4 protein-coding genes are annotated in these 2532 nt (G+C 70.6%); all 4 read right to left on the bottom strand.

Going from position 1 to position 2532, the window contains the following annotated elements; genetic code table 11:
* Positions 1-371 (bottom strand): ATP-binding cassette domain-containing protein (locus VK640_11680; GenBank protein HTE73843.1); only part of this gene is annotated, 371 nt, incomplete at its 3' end.
* The gene (locus VK640_11685) at positions 368-1246 is read right to left on the bottom strand and encodes a DUF4097 family beta strand repeat-containing protein (protein ID HTE73844.1); all 879 of its coding nucleotides are present in this window, start codon (positions 1244-1246) and stop codon (positions 368-370) included. The genes VK640_11685 and VK640_11680, both read right to left, overlap by 4 nt.
* A 23-nt stretch (positions 1247-1269) precedes the next feature.
* Complete coding sequence (locus VK640_11690) at positions 1270-1785, bottom strand: toxin-antitoxin system HicB family antitoxin (protein HTE73845.1); 516 nt, start codon at positions 1783-1785, stop codon at positions 1270-1272.
* A 177-nt stretch (positions 1786-1962) separates the two neighbouring features.
* A partial coding sequence (locus VK640_11695; protein ID HTE73846.1) for a DinB family protein occupies positions 1963-2532 on the bottom strand: 570 nt, incomplete at its 5' end.

The raw sequence follows: 2532 nt of genomic DNA on the forward strand, positions 1-2532 counted from the left end.
AGCTCGGCCGACCGCCGCCGGCCCTCGGCCCGGTCCAGGTGGCGCAGGTCGGCCATCAGGAGCAGGTTCTCCTCGCCGGTGAGCAGGTGATCGACCGCCGAGAACTGGCCGGTGACGCCGATCGCCGAGCGCACCGCGTCCGGCTCGCGGGCCAGGTCCTGGCCGGCCACCCTGACCTCGCCGGCGTCGGCGCCGATCAGGGTGGACAGGATCTGCACCATAGTGGTCTTGCCGGCGCCGTTGGGGCCGAGCAGCGCGAAGACCGTCCCCTCGGTGACCCGCAGGTCGATGCCGTCGAGCACGACCTTGTCGCCGAAGGACTTGCGCAGCCCGGCGACCGCGATCGCCGACCGAGCGGTGGGACTGGTCATGTCTTGTCCTTTCCGGGGTCGTTGGCGGAGGAGCGGTGGATGGTGATGTCCCCGAAGGCGGTGCGGGCGCGAACCTCGACCGCGTCCTCGCCCGGTCCGGGACGCTCGGCGGCGTCCAGGTCGTTGCGCACGGTGCCGTAGCGGGTGTTGAGGTCCAGCCAGGCGGCGGCGCCGTCGCGGATCCCGATCTCGACCTTGCCGAAGGCGGTCTGGGCGAGGACGGCGCCGTGCGCGATCTCGCCCAGGCGGACGTCGCCGTTGGCGGACTTGGCGGCGACCGTCGCGCTCGCCTGGTCGACCGAGATCCGGCCGTTGGCCGCATTGACCCGCAGGTCTCCGGTGACCCGGCCGATCCAGGTGTCGCCGTTGGAGTTCTTGACCACCGCCGTGCCGTCGATGCCATCGATCCGCACGGAGCCGGAACCCGTCGTGAGCTCGGCGTCGCCGTCGGCCCGCTCCACGGTGATGTCGCCGACACCGGTCCGGAGCTGGACTGCGCCCGCCTGGTCGAGCTGGAGGTCGCCGATGCCGGTCTTGTAGCGGCACTCGCCCAGGCGACCTCGGCAGCGCAGCGCCGCCACCCCGGTCTCGCCTCGCAGCTGCGAGCCGGCCGGCAGCTCGACCCGCACGTCGACCGACTCGCCGCCCCCTCGGAAGGTGTACTGCCTCCAGCTCTTGGGGGCCTTGATCAGCAGCCTGCCGCCGGCGTACTCGACGCGGGTCTGCTCGGCGGCGGTCACGTCGGCCTGCTTGGCGGGGTCGCTCGGGCGCACCTCGACCGTGGTGTCGGTGCGCTCGCTGGCCACGATCTGGAGGTCGCCGACGCCGAACTCGACGGTGACGGAGATCGGTTGGGGAGTATCGAAGGTGGGCATCTGCAGTTCCCTTTGTGGGTTGGCTAGCGTGCCCAGCCCGTGTAGCGCTGGGCGCCCTGGGAGGCGCGCCGTTCGCGTCCTCGGGACGGGCCGGTTCGTTCCAGGGCGGCGGCGGCCGCCCGCACGAGCCAGGCGTTGACCGACAGCCCCTCGTTCGCGGCCGCCTGCTCGATCCGGGCCTTGAGGTGGTCGGGCATGCGGAGGTTGATCCGCGACATCCCGCCCTCGTCACCCTCTGGAAAGGCTGGAGGCCGGTCGTCGGGGCCCTCGGCCAGGTCGTCGGCGGACGAGTCGGCCGGCGGGGGTGTCACCACGAACTCGGGGTCGCGTCCGCGCAGGCGCAGCTCGACCGATCCCGGGGCGAGCTCGGTGGTGATCTCCTCGGCCGCCGACGCCAGCGCGTCCTGCAGGGTGAGGCGGATCGCCGCCTCCAGCGGCGCGACCAGGCGCTCGGCGAGCGCCCGAGCCTCGTCGTCGCCGGCCTCGGCAGCGATCGCGAGCTGGCGGTTGATGTTCTGGACGTACAGTTCCAGGTTCATGGCACCAGTTTGGCACCATGAGTGGTGCCACGTCAACTGCTATCGGTGCCATCACGATGCCACTCGGGGTGCGGCCGCTACCAGTGGTCGCGGTGCACGACCTCGTCTAGCACTCTCCGGCTGGCTGCCTTGCGTCTTTCCGTTCCCTGCATGCTGCGGTGACGCTCGAGGCGGATCCTATGTCGACGCTTCCAGCTGCGCGAGGTCGCGCCGCGCATAGCGGTTGTGCCAGAACTCTTCCTCGAAGACGGTGTAGATGCACTCTTGCACCGGGTGCGGGCCGTTCTCGAGCACGTCGACCGGTCGTGTGAAGTCGGTCGCCGCAACCGTTGCCAGATAGCCGCGAAGGCGCGTGGCACGATCCGCGCGCACGGCGAGGGCTTCGGAGACGGACGGCGTCAGGTTGTCATCGAGGGCGGGCCACGGGAAGTCGGCGGAGCCGGTGTTCGGCAACCCGATCGGGTGGAAGCCTGCTCCGAGGATCGGCGCCGTGAACCACTTGTCCATCGCGAAGACGAGATGTCGCAGCGTCTGGACGAAGGACCACTCGTCATCGACCGACTCGTGCAGCCTGTCTTCGGGCAGAGCTTGCGCCCTGGTGATCGTCTTCGCCCACTCGTCTTGGAGAGCAGCCCAGGCGGCGCGCATGCCCTCGGGGTCGACAGGACGGAGCATCGCGCGCAACGGGTACCACGGGTCGCGCTCGTTCACGTACGCCGTGACGTCGACGCCGTTGATGACCACCTT

This window comes from Actinomycetes bacterium (assembly GCA_035489715.1).
Taxonomy (GTDB): Bacteria; Actinomycetota; Actinomycetes; order JACCUZ01; family JACCUZ01; genus DATHAP01.